Here is a 19,674-nt window from a genome sequence, read left to right on the forward strand (position 1 = left end):
CGGCCGACCGCATGATCCGCAGCATGACCGCCTTCGCCTCCGGCGAGCGCAGCACCGAGTGGGGCACGCTGAGCTGCGAGCTGCGCGCGGTGAACCACCGCTTCCTCGAGCTCGGCACGCGCATGCCCGAGGAACTGCGTGGCCTGGAGCCGGCGCTGCGCGAACGTGTCTCCGCCGCCGTGGCACGCGGCAAGGTCGAGCTGGGCCTGCGCCTGCGCAGCGCCGAAGGCGGCGGCGAACTGCAGCTCAACCGTGTGCTGCTCGCGCAGCTCCAGGGCCTGGCGCAGGAGCTGCGCTCGGGGTTTCCGGAACTGCGGGCGAGCCTGACCGAACTGCTGCAGTTTCCGGGCGTGATGCAGTCGCGCGGGGTCGATCCCGCCGCGCTCCAGGTCGAGGTGCTGGCCCTGCTCGATACCGTGCTCGACGACTTCGTCGCCGCGCGTGAGCGCGAGGGCGGCAAGCTGGTCGCGGCGATCCTCGAGCGGGTCGACGGCATCGCCGCGATCGCCGCCGAGGTGCGCACGCTGATGCCGCAGATCGGAGAGGGACAGCGCGCCAAGTTGCAGGCGCGGCTCGCCGATCTGCCGCACCCGGTCGACCCGGGCCGCATGGAGCAGGAACTGGTGCTGTGGCTGCAGAAGCTCGACGTGGACGAGGAGCTCGACCGTCTCGACAGCCATGTCGTCGAGATCCGCCGCGTACTGGCCCAGCGCGAGCCGGTGGGGCGCCGCCTCGATTTCCTGCTGCAGGAGTTCAACCGCGAAGCCAATACGCTGGGCTCGAAATCGGTCGACCGGCGCAGTTCGCAGGCCGCCATCGAACTGAAGGTGCTGATCGACCAGATCCGCGAGCAGGTTCAGAACATCGAGTAGCCGGCATCCCCCAGCCGGAAATTGGCCTCGCCGAAAGCAAGTACGATAGCCGCCCTTCAGACCGACGGACGGGAATCCGCGTGTCCAATCCCGAATCCCCAATTCCGAATCCCCCACCGATGCGCGGCACGCTGTTCATCGTCGCTGCGCCGTCGGGCGCCGGGAAATCCAGCATCGTCAATGCCTGTCTGGCGAACGATCCGGACATCGCCCTGTCGATCTCGTTCACTTCGCGCCTGGCGCGTCCGGGCGAGCGCCATGCCGAGCATTACCATTTCGTCGGCAAGGACGTGTTCCAGCAGATGATCGATGCCGGCGACTTCTTCGAGTACGCCCTGGTGCACGGCGACTGGAAGGGCACGGCGCGGCAGTCGGTCGAGCCGCAACTGGCGGCCGGCAAGGACGTGCTGCTGGAGATCGACTGGCAGGGCGCGCGTCAGGTCCGTGCCCAGGTGCCGGACGCGGTCAGCGTCTTCATCCTGCCGCCGTCGCGCGAGGCGCTCGACCAGCGCATGCGCAAGCGCGGCCAGGACAGCGAGGCGGTCATGGCCCAGCGCCTCGCCGCGGCGCAGGAGGAGATGTCGCATTACGAGGAGTTCGATTTCGTCGTGGTCAACGAGGACTTCGACGTCGCCGTGGCCGACATGTGCGCGATCTTCCGCGCCAGTCGCCTGCGTCGGGACCGGCAGGCCACGCGCCACGCCGCGCTGATCGCCCGGCTGCTGTCCGGCGCCTGAGCGTCGGGCGGTCGGGCCCGGTTCGGGTTGGGCAAGTGATTGATTTTCCGGGACGGCGCTTGCGTACGCCGCGGTGCGGCCGTACCATGCCCGACCCCTTTTCCTGATTCGCGCGGCCGTGCCGGTCGCCGGGAGCCCGTATGGCCCGCATCACCGTAGAAGATTGCCTGGAAGTCGTCGACAACCGCTTCGAGCTGGTCATGATGGCCGCCAAGCGCGCGCGCCAGCTGGCGAATGGCGTCGAGTCCCAGCTCGACAACAGCGAGAACGACGACAAGCCGACGGTGCTGGCGCTGCGTGAGATCGCCGCGCGCCGCATCGACCAGCCGTTCATCGACGCTGTCGACAAGTCCGAGCGCGAGCGCAAGGAACGCGAAGCCCTCGAGTGGGCCGCGGCCGAAGTCGTCGCCGACGAGGACATGGCCAAGGGCGACGACCTCTAAGCCCGTCCGCGCGGCGGTGCATCCGTCGCCCGTGCACGTGTCCAGCGGCCCCGCTTCGTGCGGGGCCGTTGCGTTTCCGGGACGGGCTGGCCGTACCGACCGCAGTGCGACGTGGTTCCCAAATGTCGAGCATGCCCGTAGGCTTCGAGGATGACGCCAGCGCCTCCTGCCAGCCTCCTGGAGCCCGACGTGCCCGGTGACGAGGCGCTGCCGGCCTACGTGCGCGAGTTCGAGCGCAGCACGCTCTATCTGCCCGCCGATCAACGCGCCCGCCTGCGCCGCGCCTGGGCGGTGGGCGCGGCCGCCCACGAAGGCCAGACCCGTAAATCCGGCGAGCCCTACATCACGCATCCGGTCGCGGTTGCGGGTGTGCTCGCCGAGCAGCGGGTCGACGTCGAGACGCTGGTCGCCGCGATCCTGCACGACACCATCGAGGACACGCCGCTCACCCGCGACGCACTCGCCGCGACGTTCGGCGAGGCCGTGGCCGAGCTCGTCGAGGGCGTCACCAAGCTCGACAAGCTCAATTTCAACAGCCGCCAGGAAGCCGATGCGGAGAGCTTCCGCAAAATGATGCTGGCGATGGCGCGCGACCTGCGCGTGATCCTGATCAAGCTCGCCGACCGCCTGCACAACATGCGCACGCTGGGCGCCCAGCCGGGGCCGGCGCGCGAGCGCATCGCGCGCGAGACGCTCGAGGTCTACGCACCGATCGCCCAGCGCCTGGGCATGAACAAGATCAAGGCCGAACTGCAGGATCTCGGCTTCCATGCGCTGCACCCGATCCGCCACACCGTGCTCGAGAAGCGCATCGGCAACCAGCCACTGGTGCGCCGCGAGGCGCTGGCGAGCATCGAAGCCCAGCTGGCGCAGCGCCTGACCAGCGCGGGCCTGCAGTACCGGCTGGTCGGCCGGGTGAAATCGCCCTGGAGCATCTACAACAAGATGCAGAACGAGGGGAAGACCTTCACCCAGGTGATGGATGTCTTCGGCTACCGCATCATCGTCGGCACCGCGGCCGACTGTTATCACGCGCTCGGTATCGCGCATTCGGTGTTCAAGCCGCTGGACGGCCGTTTTCGCGACTTCATCGCGATTCCCAAGGCCAACGGTTACCAGTCGCTGCACACGGTGCTGTTCGGCCCCTACGGCGCGCCGATCGAGGTGCAGATACGCACCGAGGAAATGGACCTGATCGCCGAACGCGGCATCGCCGCGCACTGGGCCTACAAGCACGGCGGCGACGGTCCGAACAGCGCGCAGTCGCGCGCGCACTCGTGGATCGCCGGCCTGCTCGAATCGCAACGCGCGACAGGCTCGTCGCTGGAATTCCTGGAGAACGTCAAGGTCGACCTGTTCCCGGACGAGGTCTACCTGTTCACGCCCAAGGGCGACATCATGTCGCTGCCGCGCAACTCCACCGCACTCGACTTCGCGTACGCGGTGCACACCGACGTCGGCAATCAGGCGGTGGCCGCGCGCGTCGACGGCAAACTCGTGCCGCTGCGCACGGTGCTGGCGAGCGGGCAGCGGGTGGAGATCGTCACTGCGAAATCGTCGGCGCCGCGTCCGCAGTGGCTGGAGTTCGTGGTCACCGGCAAAGCGCGCACCGCGATCCGCGCGCAGCTCAAGCATCTTCAGCACGAAGATGCCGTGCAGCTCGGTCATCGCATGCTCGACCGTGCGCTGGAGCTGCTCGGCACCTCGCTCGACCGCCTGCCGCAGTCGCGGCTGGATGCGTATCTCGCCGAAGCGCGCTATCCGCGCCTGGAAGCGTTGATGGCCGACATCGCGCTCGGCAACTGGATGCCGGCGCAGGTCGCGCTGGCGCTGGCGCCGCAGGAAGGCGCGCAGGCCAAGGGCCAAACCGCGCGTCCGGGCGAGACGATCCGCATCCGCGGCGACGAGCGCGGCGTTATCACCTTCGCCAACTGCTGCACGCCGATTCCGGGCGACGACATCATGGGCTACCACACGACCGGCCGCGGCATCGTCGTGCATCGCATGGACTGCCCCAACGTCGCCGAGTTCCGCAAATCGCCCGAGCGTTGGGTCACCATCGACTGGGACCGCGACGTGGTCGGCGACTACAACGTCGCGCTGCGCATTGAGGTGGAGAACCACCCGGGCGTACTCGCGCAGGTGGCGGCGGCGATCGCGCGCGCGCATTCCAACATCGACGGCGTCGACTATCTCGAGCGCGACAGCACCGTCGCCGCGATCCGCTTCTCGATCGAGGTCAAGGGCCGCAAGCACCTGGCCGACGTGATCCGCAAGACACGGCGCCTGCCGGTGGTGCACGGCGTCCAGCGCATGTGATGCTGCGGCGCGCGTCGTCGCGTCGCGGTGGAACGGCCCGGGCCGCCGCGCACGCGGCGCCGCTAGAATGGCCGTCTCGATTTCCCTGGAGATGTCCGCATGCCTCGCACGCCCATCAGCACTTCTGACGCGCCTGCCGCGATCGGTCCGTATTCGCAGGCCGTGCGCGCCGGCGGCACCGTCTATTTCTCCGGCCAGATTCCGCTCGACCCCGCGACCGGCGAACTGGTCACCGGCGACATCACCGCCCAGGCCCGGCGCGCGTTCGACAACCTCAAGGCGGTGGCCGAGGCGGCGGGCGGTGGGCTCGACGACATCGTGCGCGTCGGGCTCTATGTCACCGACCTGTCGGAATTCGGCCAGGTCAACGCGGTGATGGCCGAGTACTTCGACGCGCCGTATCCCGCGCGCTCGACCATCGAAGTGCCCGCGCTGCCCAAGGGCGCACGCTTCGAGGTCGACGCGGTGATGGTGCTCGGCTGATCGCGGGCGAACGCATCCCGTGAGCCGGACGGCGCCCGTGCTGTCGGTCGCCGGGTCGGCGGCGGTGTCCACGCTGCCCGGCGTCGGCCCCAAGGTGGCCGAGAAACTCGCCGCGCGCGGCCTGGCCACGGTCGGCGATCTCTGGCTGCACCTGCCTCGGCAATACGAGGACCGCACGCGCATCGTGCCGATCCGCGCGCTGCGCGGCGGCGTGCCGGCGCAGGTCGAAGGCACGGTCGACGCGGTGGACCGCGGCTTCCGCCGACGGCCGATGCTGCGGGTCGCGATCTCGGACGACTCCGGCGCCTCGCTGGTGCTGCGCTTCTTCCATTTCCGGGCAGCGCAGGTGGCCCAGTTCGCCGTCGGCACGCGGCTGTGCTGCTACGGCACGCCGCGTCCGGGCCAGCATGGGCTCGAGATCGTGCATCCGAGTTATCGGGTGGTCGACGCGCCGGGTGACGCGATCCTCGGCGATGCGCTCGATCCGGTGTATCCGGCGATCGACGGCGTGGGCCCGGTCGCGCTGCGCCGGATGATCGGCAGCGCGCTCGATCGCCTGCCGGACGACGGTGCATTGGAACTCCTGCCGTCCGACCTGCTGGCCGGACTGGCGCTGCCATCGTTGCGCGAGGCGCTGTTGACCGTGCACCGGCCGCCGGTCGACGTCGATCTGTCGGCGCTGCTCGATGGCCGGCATCCGGCGCAGCGTCGGCTCGCGCTCGAGGAGATGCTCGCCCACCACCTCAGCCTGCGCCGTCAGCGCATCGCGCTGCAGTCGTACCGTGCGCCGGTGCTGCAGCCGGGGCCGCTGGCGGCGTCGCTCGCGTCGTCGCTGCCGTTCGCGCTCACCGCGGCGCAGCAGCGCGTCTACCACGAGATCGTGCAGGACCTCGCGCGGCCGCATCCGATGCTGCGCCTGGTGCAGGGCGATGTGGGCAGTGGCAAGACCGTGGTCGCGGCGCTCGCGGCACTCGCCGCGATCGACGGCGGCAAGCAGGCGGCGTTGATGGCGCCGACCGAACTGCTTGCCGAACAGCACGTGCGCAACCTGTCGGCATGGATGGCGCCGCTCGGCGTGCGGGTGGCGTGGCTCGCGGGCAAGGTCACCGGCCGCGCGCGCGCGGCCGTCTCGGCCGACATCACCAGCGGCGCCGCGCATCTGGTCGTCGGCACGCATGCGCTGATGCAGCAGGCGGTCACGTTCCACGATCTCGGGCTGGCGATCGTCGACGAGCAGCATCGCTTCGGCGTGCACCAGCGTCTCGCGCTGCGTGACAAGGGCGCCCAGGGCGACAGCGTGCCGCATCAGCTGGTGATGACCGCGACCCCGATTCCGCGCACGCTGGCGATGGCCGCGTACGCGGATCTGGATGTCTCGGCGATCGACGAACTTCCGCCGGGACGCACGCCGGTGCGCACCGTCGTGCTCAGCGCCGAGCGCCGGGCCGAACTGGTCGAACGCATCCGCGCGGCCTGCGCCGAAGGCCGCCAGGCCTACTGGGTGTGCACGTTGATCGACGACTCCGACGAGGTCGTCGCGCAGGCCGCGCAGACCACTCACGAACACCTGTCGGCCGCGCTGCCGGAGCTGCGGATCGGCCTCGTGCACGGCCGCATGCGCCCGGCCGAGAAACAGGCGGCGATGGCCGCGTTCGGCGGCGGCGACAGCGATCTGCTGGTGGCCACGACCGTGATCGAAGTCGGCGTCGACGTGCCCAATGCGTCGTTGATGGTGATCGAGAACGCCGAGCGTCTGGGCCTGGCGCAGCTGCATCAGCTGCGGGGACGGGTCGGACGCGGCAGCGCGGCATCGAGCTGCGTGCTGCTCTACCAGGCGCCGCTGTCGCGCACCGCGCGCGAACGGCTCGACACCATGCGCACCACCACCGACGGCTTCGTCATCGCCGAGAAGGATCTCGAATTGCGCGGGCCCGGCGAGTTGCTGGGCACGCGACAGACCGGCCTCGTCGAATTCCGGCTCGCCGATCTGACCCGCGATGCGGATCTGCTGCCGGTGATCCAGCAACTGGGCGAAACCCTGGCGCGCACATACCCCTCGCGCGCCGATGCGATCGTGCAGCGCTGGATCGGAGGCGCGTCGCGCTTCGCGGCCGCCTGAATCGCGGCAGCCCAATCGGAGTGCTGTTGCGCGCCTTGCGGAACGACCTTGCGCTGTCCGTCGCCGCTTTCACCTCCGCGTCACGCGACATCGACACCGCGGTCTGATATGCAAGCGCTTCGGCCACGACGTCGGTTCGCATTCAGGATGACATCGCATAGGGCCGTCGCATCCTAGACGCCGTGGGCCGCGTAGGTCGGGTGTCGATCGATTCCATGGAGGGGTCAATGGGCCACATGCCGTAGGTCTTCATCGCTGACGATCAACCGTTCGTACTCGCGGGCATCCGCGCCGAGATCGCCCGCGCGCCGCTGTCGATTCCAGTCGCTGGCGAGGCCACCACGGTGCCGGCGCTGCTCGACCTGCTGGGTGATGCGAAGCCGGGCGACATTCTGGTGACCGATTACGCGATGCGTGGCCCGGACGTGCGCGACTGCGACGGCTTCGCGATGCTCGCCCGCCTGAGGCGGGTGCATCCTGGCCTGCGCATCATCGTGTTGACCGACATCGCCAATCCCAGCGTGTTGTCCACGATCATCGAGACCGGTGCCCGTGGCCTGGTCGACAAGACCTCGCCGAAGCAGGAGTTGCTGAACGCGATCCACAAAGTCGCCATCGGGCGGCTGTATTTCTGTCGTGCGATGCGCATGGCGCTGGATGGACTGTGCGAACGGAGCGCGCCGCCGCCGCGGATTTCGCCGAGGGAAACGGAAGTCATCCGCCTGTTCGCGGAGGGGCTGACCGTCAGCGGAATCGCCGCGCGCCTGTCGCGAAGCGTGAAGACCATCAGCCGGCAGAAGAGCGACGCGATGCGCAAGCTCGGCCTGAGCAACAACGCGCAACTCTATCTCTACGCGCGCGAGAGCGGCTTGATGCCGTCGGGACAAACCCGAATACGCGATGCAGTTTGAGAACTTTCTGATTTCCCCCGTTCCCGCCTGCTGCTTCTGTACATCCCATGGCGACGCGCTCCGGCATGTCGCGACCGTTTCGTCGGACAGGTGCCGAGGTGCCCCGGATCTCCGGTGCGTGTCGCGCGCCCGTCCGCAGACTCAGATGGGAAGGGAGACAGGCGATGCTCAGGATCTCGGGTGGACGCGAGGCGCACGCACACAGGTGCGCGGTGGCATGGACGCGGCTGAAGCAGGGTGTCGCATGGACCCGTGCGCACGCGTCACGCGTCGCGGCCGCATGCGCGGCGATCGGCGTCGGCCTCGCATTCGCCCACGACGCGTCGGCGAGGACGGCAGACACGGAACGCGATGCGGACGCAATCGCCGATCTGGTCGAGGGCTATCTCCAGGCGCAGGAATATGCGGCGAACGCGGTGGCGTCGGTATCGCCGTTCGGCATCGGCCTGTTCCCGTCCTCGATGACGTCGAGCCCCCTGAGCGGCGGCGTCGCCCCGATGGGCGTGATCAATCCCGGCGGACTCGCCGGCGGCGCCTTGCCGGGATTGACCAACTATCTCCAGCAGTTCCTGGTCGGCGGCAACTACCAGCGCTGCGGCCTGCTCGGTGACGGCACTCTGCTGGGAGGCGAGTGCCTGACGATCTCGCGTGCGAATTTCCGCTACGCGTTCACCGGCGCAGCGCTGTTCGGCGCGGATCTTGTGGTCGCGCCCAATGCCGTCGATCTCAACGGCAACCGCCCCGCCGACCACACCACGATCATCGGTCGCGCGACATCGGGCAGCTATCTCACCGTCACCAACGCGCAGTACAGCAGTCAGCTGAACAACGCGACCTGCAGCCTCGGTGGCGTCGTCGGCGCATGTATTCCGGGCGTGGTGGGTACCTACACCTGGTCGACGCTGCCGGCGCAGGATTTCCAGATCATCATCGGCGACGGCGCGGCGGCGAACGGTTCGAACACCGTGGTGCTCGGCACCAATGCCAGCCACACGCTGCCCACTGCGGCGTGGACCGGCACCGGCGCACCCGACGGCAACTACGCCGCGCGGCTCGGCAATGCCGTGGTGATCGGCCATGGCGCCAGCGGCAACGCCGACCGACAGACCATCCTCGGCATGGGCGCGTCGTCGACCCATGCCAACAGCGTCGCGCTCGGCGCCGGCTCGGTGACCGACCGGGGCGCGCTGACGAGCTACACGCCGGGCGGGACGACGCTGGTGCGGTCGTTGGCCGGCTCGGTCGCGGTCGGTGCAGCCGGCGCGACCCGGCAGATCACCCATCTGGCCGCGGGACGGGATGCCACCGATGCGGTCAACGTCGAACAACTGCAGGGCGCGATCACCCAGGTCAACGCCGTGAACGCACTCGCGGTGGGCTACGACACCACGGCGCGCACCTCGATCACGCTGGCCGGCGGCGCAACCGGCACCACGATCGCGAACCTGGCGCCGGGTGCGGTCACGCCCGCCAGCACGCAGGCCATCAACGGGGCGCAGCTCAGCGGCGTGAGTACCTCGGTGGCGGCGGGGCTGGGCGGAGGCGCGGCGGTCGCCGCGAGCGGCGCGGTCACGGCGCCGACGTATTCCCTGCAGGGCGCAACGGTCATCGCGAACGACGTCGGCACCGCGGTGACGAATCTCGATGGCCGGACGACGAGCAACACGACCACGCTCACCAACCTGGCGGCCGGCACCGCGGGTCTCGTCCGGCAGGACCCCGGCACCCTCGCGGTGAGCGTGGCCGGCACCACGGGCGGTGCAGCGGTGAGTTTCGCGAACGCCAGCGGTGACGCCCGCACCCTGTCGGGCGTCGCGGCTGGCACGCTCTCGGCCGGCGGCACGCAGGGGGTCAGCACCGGGCAGTTGTTCAACACCGGTACGACCGTGGCGACACGCCTGGGGGGCGGCGCGGCGCTCGCGGCCGACGGCACGATCACGGCGCCGGCCTACAGCCTGCAAGGCGGCGCGGTGACGGCGACCGATGTCGGCACCGCAGTGGCCAACCTCGACCTGCGCACCACCACCAATACAGCCAGCATCACGACCAACACCGCCAATGTCGACGCGCTGCTCGCCGGCACCGCCGGACTGGTGCGCCAGGCGGCCCCGGGCGCGACGTTGACCGCCGGTGCGCAGACCGCCGGCAGCGCCGTGGACTTCACCAACAACGCCGGCACGGCGCGCACCCTGGCCGGAGTGGCCGCCGGTGCGGTGACGGCAGGCAGCACGGACGCCGTCAATGGTGCGCAGCTGTTCGGCGCAAACAGTGCGCTGGCGGCGCATCTGGGAAGTGGCGCCACGGTGGACCCGGGTGGCGTGGTCACCGCGCCGACCTACAGTATCGGCGGCGTCGGGTACGCCAACGTCGGGGGCGCGTTCGACGCGGTCGATGATGCGCTTGCGGAGGCGACCGCCGTCGGGCTGTTCGCCGTCCGCTACGACGACGACGGGGCCGGTGCGCCGAATCTCGCCCGCGTCACGCTGGGGGATCGCAGCCTGGGGCCGACGACACTTGCGAACGTGGCGGCGGGCATCGCCGCCGACGAGGCGGTGAATGTGGCGCAGCTTGCGCCGGCGGTCGCCGCCCTGGGCGGGGGCGCGGGCCTGGATCCTGCATCCGGCGCGTTCGAGGCGCCGACCTACACGCTCGATTCCGGCAGCGGTCAACCGGTGAGCTTCGACAACGTCGGCAGTGCGCTGGGCAATCTGGATGGTCGCGTCCAGGGCAACACCACGACGGTCAACAGTCTGGTGGCGGGGACGGCCGGTCTGGTGCGTCAGGCCGGCCCGGTGGCCGCACTGACCGTGGGCGCGCAGACCGGTGGCACACTCGCGGACTTCCGCAATGCCGACGGCGTGTCACGGACGCTCGACGGCGTTGCGCCCGGTGCCTTGGGCGCGGCCAGTCTGCAGGCCGTCAACGGCGCCCAGCTCTACGGGCTGGGGACCGGAATCGCGACCCATCTCGGCGGAGGCGCCGCGTTCGGTGCCGGTGGCGTGCTGGCAGCGCCCGCCTACACGATCCGCGGCCAGACCTACCTCAATGTCGGCTCGGCGTTCGCGGCCGTCGACAACGCGTTCGCCGAGATCGTCGGCGCGCCCGGTAATCCTGTCGACCCCGGTGTGCTCGCCGTCACCTACAACGTGGACGGCGATGGCGATCCGGACTACAGCCGCGTCGCACTGCGGGGCACGTCCGGAACCGCGATCGGCAATCTCGCGGCGGGCGTCAACGCGCTCGACGCCGTCAACGTGGGCCAGTTGAGCCCGCTCGTCGATGCCCTCGGCGGCGGCGCGGCGATCGACCCGGTGACCGGCGTGGTGGCCGCGCCGACCTACACCCTGCGCGACGCGAATGGTGCGCCGGTCGACTACGGCAACGTCGGCGATGCGTTCGTCAATCTGGATGGTCGCATCGTCGCCAACGCGACCGCGATCGCCCAGCTCGATGCGGGCGGCGCGAGCCAGTACTTCCGGGTCAACTCGGACGGTGCGCCGGCGCTGGCGTTCCGCGAAGACGCGGTGGCCATCGGCGAATCGGCGCTGGCATTCGGTGCGCGCAGTGTGGCGATCGGTGCCGGCGCGGTCGCCGGCGACTCCGATGACGACACCCGGGTGGATATGGTCGCGATCGGCGTCAATGCCCGTGCCACCGCGCAGAACAGTGCGGCTGTCGGCGGCGGCGCCGTGGCCAGTGGGCCACAGGCGACGGCGCTCGGCTCCAATGCGCAGGCCACCGGGTCCAACAGCCTGGCGCTGGGACGGAATGCCGCCGCGAACAATGCGGCGACGGCCGTCGGCATGAATGCCGTCGCCAGTGCCACGCGTGCAACTGCGGTCGGGCAAGGCGCGCGCGCCACGGAGACCGATACGGTTGCGCTGGGTCAGTTCGCCGTGGCCAGTGGTGAGAACAGTGTCGCGCTCGGCACCGCGTCGACGGCGACCCGTGCGAACACGGTGTCGGTCGGCACGAGCACGGCGCAGCGTCAGGTGGTCAACGTCGCCGACGGCGATCAGGACACAGATGCGGTGAACCTGCGCCAGCTGCGCGTGGTGGAGAACCAGGTCGCCGCGCTCGACACCGCAGCCGTGCAGTACGACGACGGCACGCAGGCCCGGCTGACGCTCGCGGGCGCGGGCGGCACCACGATCGCCAATGTCGCGGCCGGCGCCGTGGCCGCCGGCAGCAATGAAGCCGTGACCGGTGGTCAGGTGTTCGACGTGGCCGGCTCGGTCGCCGCCCGCCTCGGTGGCGGCGCGGCGGTGGGAGTCGACGGCACGCTGACGGCGCCCGCGTACGCGGTGGGTGGCTCGAGCTATGGCGACGTCGGATCGGCCTTCGCCGCGGTGAATCTCGCGCTGGGTGATGCCGTGGCGATCGGCGCGGCGGCGGTGCGTTACGACGACGACGGCACGGGCGCGCCGAACTTCGCGCGGATCACCTTCGGCAATGGAGCGACCGGCGCCACGACGCTGGCGAATGTCGCTGCGGGCGTCGCGAGCGACGAGGCGGTCAACGTCGGGCAGCTCACCCCCCTGGTCGCCTCGCTGGGCGGCGGCGCGGCCATCGATCCGGTCACCGGTGCGGTCACGGCGCCCACCTATGTGCTCGACGACGGCAGCAACACCGGCACCAACGTCACCGCCGTCAACGTCGGCGAGGCGGTCGTCAATCTCGACAGCCGCACCAAACTCAACACGCAGGGAATCAACGGCCTGTTGGCGGGCACGGCCGGCATCGTGCAGCAGGATCCAGGATCGCTGGTGATCCGGATCGGTGGACAGACAGCGGGCGACGAGGTGAACGTCGCGAGCCTGTCGGGCGACGCGCGTCGGGTGAGCGGCGTCGCGAATGCGGTCGATACGGACGACGCGGTCAACCTCGGCCAGCTGGCGGCGGCGGGAACCTCGATGGCCGCGCATCTGGGCGGCGGCGCCGCGGTGGCGGCCGATGGCAGTGTCACGGCGCCGTCGTACGCGGTTCGCGGCGGCACCTTCGACAACGTCGGCGCGGCATTCACGGCAATGGATGCGGCATTCGATTCGGTGGGTGAAGGCGTCGACGAGCTCGCCGCGCTGGCGGTTCGCTACGACACCGACGGTGCCGGCGACCCCGTGCTCACGCGGATCAGCCTCGCCGGTGCCGGCGGTACCGTCATCGGCAATCTGGCGGCCGGCACGGTGGCCGCCGGCAGCACCGAAGCGGTCAACGGCGGCCAGCTGTTCGATGTCGCCGGCACCACGGCCGCGCATCTGGGCGGAGGTGCCAGCGTGGATGCGTCCGGTGCGATCAATGCGCCGACGTACCAGATCGCGGGAGCAACGTATCGCAATGTCGGCGACGCGTTCGGGGCGGTCGATACCGCGCTCGGCGATGCCGTGGCGATCGGCGCGTTCGCGGTGCGCTATGCGGACGATGGTACGGGCGCGCCTGATCTGTCGCGGATCGTATTGGCCGGCCCGGCGGGTACGCGCCTGGAGAATGTGGCCGCCGGCGTTGTCAGCGGTGATGCGGTCAACGTCGGGCAGCTGGCGCCGCTGGTCGATGCGCTCGGCGGCGGTGCCGCAATCGATCCGGCCACCGGCGCGGTCACCGGCCCCACCTACGTGCTCGACGACGGCAGCGGCACTCCGATCGCCGTCGGCGGGGTGGGCGCCGCGGTGGCGAACCTCGACGGGCGCACCGTGACCAATACCGCCGCGATCGCGGGCCTGATCGCAGGATCCGAGGGTCTCGTCCGGCAGGATCCCGATGCGCTGGTGCTGAGTATCGGCGGCCAGACCGGGGGCACGCAGGCGAGTCTCTTCAACAGTGCCGGGGCCGCACGTCGCCTGAGCGGCGTAGCCGCCGGCAGCGACGACACCGACGCGGTGAACATGGCGCAGATGCGCAGCGCGATCACAGAGATCAATTCGGACAGCGTGTTCGCGGTGCGTTACGACGACGTCGGCGGTGCTCCGGACTTCGCACGGCTGACGTTCGCCGGCACAGGTGGCACGGTGCTCGCGAATCTCGCCGACGGCCTGCTGGCGTCCGGCAGCAGCGAAGCCATCACCGGCGGGCAGTTGTTCTCCACCCATTCGGCGATCGCCCAGTTGCTGGGCGGCGGTGCAGGCGTGGCTGTCGACGGCAGCTTCGTCGCGCCCCGTTACCTAGTGCAGGGCGCGTTCTACTCGACGATCGGCGAAGCGCTCGCCGCGTTGAACGATGGACTGGACGAGGTCGGCAGCCTGATCGGGGACCCGCCCCCGGGTGGGGGCGGCAGTGACCGTCTGGTGGGCATCGACGGCCCGCGCGACGGCAGCGGCGATGCGTCGGTGACCGAGGGCTCGCGTGGTCTCGCCCTCGGCGCAACGGCGACCTCGGACGGCGACCGGGCCGTCGCCGTCGGCAGCGACAGCGCCGCCACGGCCGATCGCGCGACCGCGGTCGGAGGCAATGCGCGCGCGCAGGCGGCCAACGGCACGGCGCTCGGTGCGAACGCCTCGATCGCGGCTGGCGCCGAGAATGCCGTGGCCGTCGGCGAGGGGGCGACCGTTGCCGCAGGTGGAGGCACCGCGGTGGGGCAGGGGACGAGCGTCAGCGCCGGCAATGCCGTGGCGCTCGGCCAGGGATCGGTCGCGGATCGGGTGAGCACGGTGTCGGTCGGCACCGTCGGAGGCGAGCGCCAGATCACCAACGTCGCGGCCGGCACGGCGGCGACCGATGCGGTCAATGTGAGCCAGCTCAATGCCGGCCTCGAGCGTGCCACGCAGTCGGCCAATGCCTACACCGACCAGCGGCTCGGCCAGATGCAGTCCGACATCTGGGACGTCGACCGCGGTTATCGCGCGGGCGTCGCTTCGGCAATGGCGGTGGCCGGGCTGCCCCAGGCCTATCAGCCCGGGCGCAGCATGATCGCCGCCGCGGTCAGTGGTTACGAACAGGAGGCCGGGGTCGCGGTCGGCATCACCACCGTGTCCGACAGCGGTCGCTGGGTCTACAAGTTCAGCGGCACGACCAATACCCGCAACGATGTCGGCATCACGATGGGCGCGGGTCTGCAGTGGTGAGCGCGGGACCGGGCGACGGGCCTGCCGTCGTCCGGTCCTCGATGCACAGGGCGGGCCGCGCCGCCATAATGGCGCATGACCGATACGATCCCGCTGCTCATCGATACCGATCCGGGCGTCGACGACGCCCTTGCGCTGCTGCTGGCCTTCGCCGATACCCGGCATGCGGTGGTCGGCCTGACCATCGCCGCCGGCAACGTCGGGCTGGCGCACACCACGGCCAATGCCCTGAAGCTCTGCGAGGTGGTCGGCCGCGCCGACATTCCGGTGTTTCCGGGCAGTGCCTCGCCGTTGCTGCATCCCGCGCCGGACGCGGCCTACGTGCATGGCAACGACGGGTTCGGCGACATCGGCTACGTTCCGGCGGCCCACAAGGCCGAGCGTGAGCATGCGGCGCAGGCGATCCTGCGGCTGTCGCACGTCCACGCCGGGCGCCTGGTGCTGATCGCCCTCGGCCCGCTGACCAACGTCGCGCTCGCGCTGAAGCTCGACCCGTCGCTGCCGACGCGGATCGCCCGCTTCGTCACGATGGCCGGCGCCGTCACCGGCCACGGCAACATCACCCCGTCGGCCGAGTTCAACGTCTACTTCGATCCCGAGGCGGCGAAGATCGTGTTCGAGGCGTTCCCGCAGTTCGAGCTGTCGGACTGGGAGGCCACGGTCGCCCACGGCCTGCCGCATGACATGGTGCTGGGCTGGATGCGCGAAGGCGGCGAGCGGGCCCGCTTCTACGAAGCCATCTCGCGCAAGACCCGGGAATGGTCCGCCGACCGGCGGGGTGACGACTGGCATTCGGCCGATGCGCTGGCGATGGCCTGGTTGCTGGCGCCCGACGGCGCCGAGGAGACCATTGCCCGGCCCATCGACGTCGTCATCGACCAGGGCCCGGCCCGCGGCGCGACGGTCGTCGACTGGCAGCGGCAGCTCGGCCGGCCCGACAACGCCACCATCCTCATGCGCTACGACCGTGCGCGCTTCCACGCGCTGGTCCGTGAGGCCCTGCAGGCCGGTTGATCACACGGCTTGCGCGCGGGCTCGGCGCAGGCTAAAATGCCGCTCTTCCCTTGCGCAACTTTGGTGCCCGCCATGAAGGCCGACATCCACCCCGATTACCGTGAAGTCGTCTTCCAGGACGTCACGTCCGATGGCTTCAAGTTCCTGACCCGCTCGACCCTCGCCGCGACGGCGAAGGAAAAGATCCAGTGGGAAGACGGCAACGAGTATCCGCTGATCAAGATCGAAGTGTCGTCCGCGACGCATCCGTTCTACACCGGTCAGAACAAGATCATGGATACCAGCGGCCGCGTCGACAAGTTCCGCCGGCGCTACGCGAAGTAATCGCGCACCGTTGGTCTGTGGCGGCCGCCCTTGGGCGGCCGTCTGCATTTGTGTCGCGTCCACGCCCGCTGCATCCCTCGATGTGGCGGGCGTCTCCGTGTTCGACTTTCGTGCAATGGCGCCGGGCGGCCTCGCCGTCGGGCCCTATGCGATAATTGACGCGTTGCGGCATTCGCCGCGCCCGCCAGGCCGGACGCAGTGACGTCCGGAGAAATGAGGAGCCCCAGAGTGTCTGAATCCAATTCCAAGCTCGACCAGGTCACGCTCGATGCCGCCGGCAAGACGGTGACACTGCCCGTCCTGCACGGCACGCTCGGCAATCCCTGCATCGACATCTCGAAGCTGCCCAAGGAAACCGGCTGCTTCACTTACGACTCCGGCTTCACCGCCACCGCGAGCTGCAAGTCCGCGATCACCTACATCGACGGCGACGAAGGCGTGCTGCTGTATCGCGGCTACCCGATCGACCAGCTGGCCGAGAAGTCGAGCTTCCTCGAAGTCGCGTACCTGCTGCAGGCCGGCGAACTGCCGACCGCTGACGAATTCGCGAAGTTCGAGCACGAAGTCACGCATCACACGATGATGCACGAGTCGCTGAAGAGCTTCCTGCAGGGCTTCCGCCACGATGCGCATCCGATGGCGATGCTCGCGGCTTCGGTCGCGTCGATGTCGGCGTTCTATCACGACACGCTGGATCTGCAGGATCCCGAGCAGCGCCGCCTGGCCGCGATCCGCCTGATCGCCAAGGTGCCGACGCTGGCCGCGGCCGCCTATCGCTATTCGATCGGCCAGCCGATCCGCTACCCGCGCAACAGCCTGAACTACGTCGACCGCTTCCTGCACATGATGTTCGAAGTGCCGAGCGAGCCGCTGGAGCTCAACCCGGTCGTCGCCAAGGCGATGGACCTGCTCTTCATCCTGCACGCCGATCACGAGCAGAACGCGTCGACCTCGACCGTGCGCCTGGTCGGTTCGACCGGCGCGAATCCGTACGCGTCCGTCGCCGCCGGCATCACTGCGCTGTGGGGCCCCGCGCACGGCGGCGCCAACGAGGCGGTGCTCAAGCAGCTGGCCGAGATCGGCACGGCCGACAACGTCGAGAAGGCGGTGCTGCGCGCGAAGGACAAGAACGACCCGTTCCGTCTGATGGGCTTCGGCCACCGCGTGTACAAGAACTTCGACCCGCGCGCGAAGATCATCCGCGAGATGACCCACAAGGTGCTCGGCGAGCTGGGCATCAACGATCCGTTGCTCGATGTCGCGATGAAGCTCGAAGAGGCGGCGCTGAAGGACGACTACTTCGTCGAGCGCAAGCTCTACCCGAACGTCGATTTCTACAGCGGCATCATCTACAAGGCGCTGAACATTCCGACGGAGATGTTCACCGTCATGTTCGCCATCGGCCGCACGGCCGGCTGGGCCGCGCACTGGCTCGAGCAGCAGGTCGATCCGGAAGCCAAGATCGGGCGTCCGCGCCAGATCTACACCGGCTACGACGTCCGCGACTACGTCGCCAGCGACAAGCGCTGACGCTGGCACTGCGCGCGCTGGCGCGCAGTGCGTTTCAGGACAAGGGCGGCCTTCGGGCCGCCTTTGTCGCATCTATGTCCTGGCACTGTCAGGCGGAAAACCCTCACCATGTGATCGGCACTTTTCCGGCAACGGCGGTGCGACGCGTCCTTCAAACTGGTTCCGGGGCGTGACACCGGCCGCATCCATCGCGGATGCCGGCGTCGCGTGGTCGAAGCGCGATGTTCAAGGACGACACACATGACGATGAAATGGATTCGGACCGCAGTGGTCGCATGCGGATTGGCGATGCTCGGTGCCCATGCCTCCGCGCAGGAGATGACGTTCCGCAGCGGGGTGATCACCGGCATCACGCCGATGCAGGTCGAGGCCGCCGCGGGCGCCCCGCCTGCCGCCTCACGCACGGCAGGCGCGTTCGGCCGTGCGCTCGGGCGTGCGGCCGGCCGCGCTGCCTCGCGGGTGACCGGTGAATACACGTATGAGGCCTACGACGTCGCCAGCAGCACCACCAGCGATCTCGTCGGCAGCATGGCGGCCACCTCGGGCGCGCGGACCGTCACTGCCTACATGGTGATGCTGCGCTTCGACGAAGGCGGCGAGTCGGCAATCCGCGCGGCGAACGTCGACACTCTGCGCATCGGCGCCCGCGCGCGGGTGTTCGGTAGCGGCGCGAGCGCCCAGATCGTCGCCGAGTAACGGTCAAGGGCGTCAGTCGGTGCGGCGTGCGCCTGGGTCGAGCGATCCTCGCCCGCGTGTGTCACGAGGCAGCCGGATGCTCGAGCGCCAGCAGGCTCTCAAGCTGGCTGCGCGAGGCGCGACGCATCGGGCGCTCATCGACGGCGGAGAGCGGTGCCTGGCGCAGGCACGCCGGCGGCAATACCGTCAGGTCGAAGGTGAGCCCTTCGGCCGAGAAGACCCAGACATCGAAGTCCGCCGCGCGCTGCCGGTCGAGGCGCAGACGCCGCACGCGCGCTTCGGCGGGAATTTCGTGATCGTCGAGGAACCGTGCCACCGACTCGGGCGACTCCGCGTGCAGGTGGAGGGCGACGGGGGCGTGCCCGTCGGCGGTGCCCTCGAGCACCGGTCCGACCAGTCTCGGATCGAAGCTGGCGAAGAACGCCATCGCGCGCAGGGCGGCTTCCCGCCGCTGTCGTAAACCGGCCCCATGCTGGGGGCCATTGAAGAGCCGCTGGTACTCCTTCAGCGCGTCCTCGATCTCGCGGTTGCGCGGCAGGGACGCATCGTCGTGGATGCCGAGGCGGCTCGCCGCCTTGAGCTTGGCCTGATGGAAATCACGGATCCCACCTTCCGCCATCAGGCGCGCAGCCTCGTGCGCCAGTCGATGGCGACGCTCGCGGGTGCGCGTTTCGGCGTGCTGGCGTGCGTGGTGCATGCGCGTTCCCCTGTCGATCACCTGGGTCGACTCTACCCCGGGGCGATGACGGGTCAAGGCATTCCCGTGCGCCATTCCGCTCGGCCTTCAGCCGGGTGAAGCGTGTGCAAGGGCCGATGCCGCGATCCGCCCGGACACGATGCGCACTGCGCCAGGCGCGGTGCGCGCATGCCGCCGGTGTGCGGTGAGGCGCGTCACGAGCTTGTCGCCGCTATCCGCTTCGCCACGATCTGTGCGGCCGGAGCACAATGCGCGTAACGCCCGGCGCGGACATGGCCCCCTCGGGCACGGGGCGACGCAACGGTCGCCTCGACCTGGAACCCAATCGCGCGGACGGATGCCCCGCGCAACGGCCGCATTGCTGGCGCCGCGCGGCATCCGCATGCCCCGTGGCATCGATGCAGGTCGAAGCAGTCCATTCGCGTCGTGACCGGGCGCGAGCCCGCTCGGGCGTCCATCCGGGCGCAAGGTGCA

13 protein-coding genes are annotated in these 19,674 nt (G+C 69.8%); 12 read left to right on the top strand and 1 reads right to left on the bottom strand.

Annotated elements, in window-relative coordinates:
* Positions 1-11: 11 nt before the first annotated feature.
* The 12 genes from ACF3M1_RS03475 to ACF3M1_RS03530 all read left to right on the top strand — a co-directional run bounded on the left by ACF3M1_RS03475 (position 12) and on the right by ACF3M1_RS03530 (position 18,503).
* The gene (locus ACF3M1_RS03475; protein WP_394003967.1) at positions 12-872 is read left to right on the top strand and encodes a YicC/YloC family endoribonuclease; all 861 of its coding nucleotides are present in this window, start codon (positions 12-14) and stop codon (positions 870-872) included.
* 119 nt (positions 873-991) lie between these two features.
* Positions 992-1,609: a guanylate kinase gene (gmk, locus tag ACF3M1_RS03480; protein WP_394003969.1), complete on the top strand. Its 618-nt coding sequence runs from the start codon at positions 992-994 to the stop codon at positions 1,607-1,609.
* A 140-nt stretch (positions 1,610-1,749) separates the two neighbouring features.
* Positions 1,750-2,052, top strand: coding sequence for a DNA-directed RNA polymerase subunit omega (gene rpoZ, locus ACF3M1_RS03485; protein ID WP_096210490.1), 303 nt, complete (start codon positions 1,750-1,752; stop codon positions 2,050-2,052).
* Positions 2,053-2,202: 150 nt separating this feature from the next.
* Complete coding sequence (locus ACF3M1_RS03490; protein ID WP_394003972.1) at positions 2,203-4,371, top strand: RelA/SpoT family protein; 2,169 nt, start codon at positions 2,203-2,205, stop codon at positions 4,369-4,371.
* A 99-nt stretch (positions 4,372-4,470) separates the two neighbouring features.
* The gene (locus ACF3M1_RS03495; protein ID WP_394003974.1) at positions 4,471-4,854 is read left to right on the top strand and encodes a RidA family protein; all 384 of its coding nucleotides are present in this window, start codon (positions 4,471-4,473) and stop codon (positions 4,852-4,854) included.
* Positions 4,855-4,873: 19 nt separating this feature from the next.
* A complete protein-coding gene (gene recG, locus ACF3M1_RS03500) occupies positions 4,874-6,973 on the top strand; it encodes an ATP-dependent DNA helicase RecG (RefSeq protein ID WP_394003976.1) in 2,100 nt (699 codons plus the stop codon).
* Between the two features lie 296 nt (positions 6,974-7,269).
* Positions 7,270-7,884, top strand: coding sequence for a LuxR C-terminal-related transcriptional regulator (locus ACF3M1_RS03505; protein ID WP_394005162.1), 615 nt, complete (start codon positions 7,270-7,272; stop codon positions 7,882-7,884).
* 164 nt (positions 7,885-8,048) lie between these two features.
* Complete coding sequence (locus tag ACF3M1_RS03510; protein ID WP_394003978.1) at positions 8,049-14,939, top strand: YadA-like family protein; 6,891 nt, start codon at positions 8,049-8,051, stop codon at positions 14,937-14,939.
* Positions 14,940-15,014: 75 nt separating this feature from the next.
* Entirely contained in the window at positions 15,015-15,953 is a 939-nt protein-coding gene (locus ACF3M1_RS03515) for a nucleoside hydrolase (RefSeq protein ID WP_394003980.1), read from the top strand.
* A gap of 72 nt (positions 15,954-16,025) precedes the next feature.
* A complete protein-coding gene (locus ACF3M1_RS03520; protein ID WP_394003982.1) occupies positions 16,026-16,277 on the top strand; it encodes a type B 50S ribosomal protein L31 in 252 nt (83 codons plus the stop codon).
* A gap of 228 nt (positions 16,278-16,505) precedes the next feature.
* The gene (locus ACF3M1_RS03525; protein WP_394003984.1) at positions 16,506-17,807 is read left to right on the top strand and encodes a citrate synthase; all 1,302 of its coding nucleotides are present in this window, start codon (positions 16,506-16,508) and stop codon (positions 17,805-17,807) included.
* 288 nt (positions 17,808-18,095) lie between these two features.
* Positions 18,096-18,503, top strand: coding sequence for a hypothetical protein (locus tag ACF3M1_RS03530; protein ID WP_394003986.1), 408 nt, complete (start codon positions 18,096-18,098; stop codon positions 18,501-18,503).
* A gap of 61 nt (positions 18,504-18,564) precedes the next feature.
* Here ACF3M1_RS03530 and ACF3M1_RS03535 read toward each other — a convergent pair whose 3' ends face one another.
* Positions 18,565-19,200: a hypothetical protein gene (locus ACF3M1_RS03535; RefSeq protein WP_394003988.1), complete on the bottom strand. Its 636-nt coding sequence runs from the start codon at positions 19,198-19,200 to the stop codon at positions 18,565-18,567.
* Between the last annotated feature and the right edge of the window lie 474 nt (positions 19,201-19,674).

Source organism: Luteimonas sp. WGS1318 (assembly GCF_043187535.1).
Taxonomy (GTDB): Bacteria; Pseudomonadota; Gammaproteobacteria; order Xanthomonadales; family Xanthomonadaceae; genus Luteimonas.

Bases quoted from the DNA above. Each gene is read 5' to 3' on its own strand.
- ACF3M1_RS03475 (WP_394003967.1), top strand. From the start codon at position 12: ATGATCCGCAGCATGACCGCCTTCGCCTCCGGCGAGCGCAGCACCGAG.
- gmk (WP_394003969.1), top strand. From the start codon at position 992: ATGCGCGGCACGCTGTTCATCGTCGCTGCGCCGTCGGGCGCCGGGAAA.
- rpoZ (WP_096210490.1), top strand. From the start codon at position 1,750: ATGGCCCGCATCACCGTAGAAGATTGCCTGGAAGTCGTCGACAACCGC.
- ACF3M1_RS03490 (WP_394003972.1), top strand. From the start codon at position 2,203: ATGACGCCAGCGCCTCCTGCCAGCCTCCTGGAGCCCGACGTGCCCGGT.
- ACF3M1_RS03495 (WP_394003974.1), top strand. From the start codon at position 4,471: ATGCCTCGCACGCCCATCAGCACTTCTGACGCGCCTGCCGCGATCGGT.
- ACF3M1_RS03510 (WP_394003978.1), top strand. From the start codon at position 8,049: ATGCTCAGGATCTCGGGTGGACGCGAGGCGCACGCACACAGGTGCGCG.
- ACF3M1_RS03515 (WP_394003980.1), top strand. From the start codon at position 15,015: ATGACCGATACGATCCCGCTGCTCATCGATACCGATCCGGGCGTCGAC.
- ACF3M1_RS03520 (WP_394003982.1), top strand. From the start codon at position 16,026: ATGAAGGCCGACATCCACCCCGATTACCGTGAAGTCGTCTTCCAGGAC.
- ACF3M1_RS03530 (WP_394003986.1), top strand. From the start codon at position 18,096: ATGCTCGGTGCCCATGCCTCCGCGCAGGAGATGACGTTCCGCAGCGGG.
- ACF3M1_RS03535 (WP_394003988.1), bottom strand. From the start codon at position 19,200: ATGCACCACGCACGCCAGCACGCCGAAACGCGCACCCGCGAGCGTCGC.